Annotated in this window: 1 protein-coding gene; it reads right to left on the reverse strand. The window is 39.0% G+C overall.

Annotation, left to right across the window (positions count from 1 at the left end; genetic code table 11):
• A partial coding sequence (locus tag M3183_RS27005; protein WP_251475131.1) for a reverse transcriptase domain-containing protein occupies nt 1-230 on the reverse strand: 230 nt, incomplete at its 3' end.
• Between the last annotated feature and the right edge of the window lie 16 nt (nt 231-246).

Consider the following 246-nt stretch of genomic DNA (forward strand, 5'->3'; position numbering starts at 1 on the left):
TCTGCCCCTTTTTGAGATTTACAACAGATGACGAAGTCATCTGCATACCTTGTAATGCGGTGACCTCTTTCCATCATCATGTCATCAAGTGGGTGAAGATAAATATTCGCTAGGAGCGGACTAATAACACCACCCTGAGGACTGCCATTATCATTCTCGTAAACAACACCATTCTCTAAGATTCCCGATTTTAAGAACTGTACAATTAAAGCTAAAACACTACTATCCACAACTTCTTCTTTAATT

Origin of the sequence: Neobacillus mesonae (assembly GCF_023715155.1) — a bacterium.
Classification (GTDB): Bacteria; Bacillota; Bacilli; order Bacillales; family Cytobacillaceae; genus Neobacillus; species Neobacillus mesonae_A.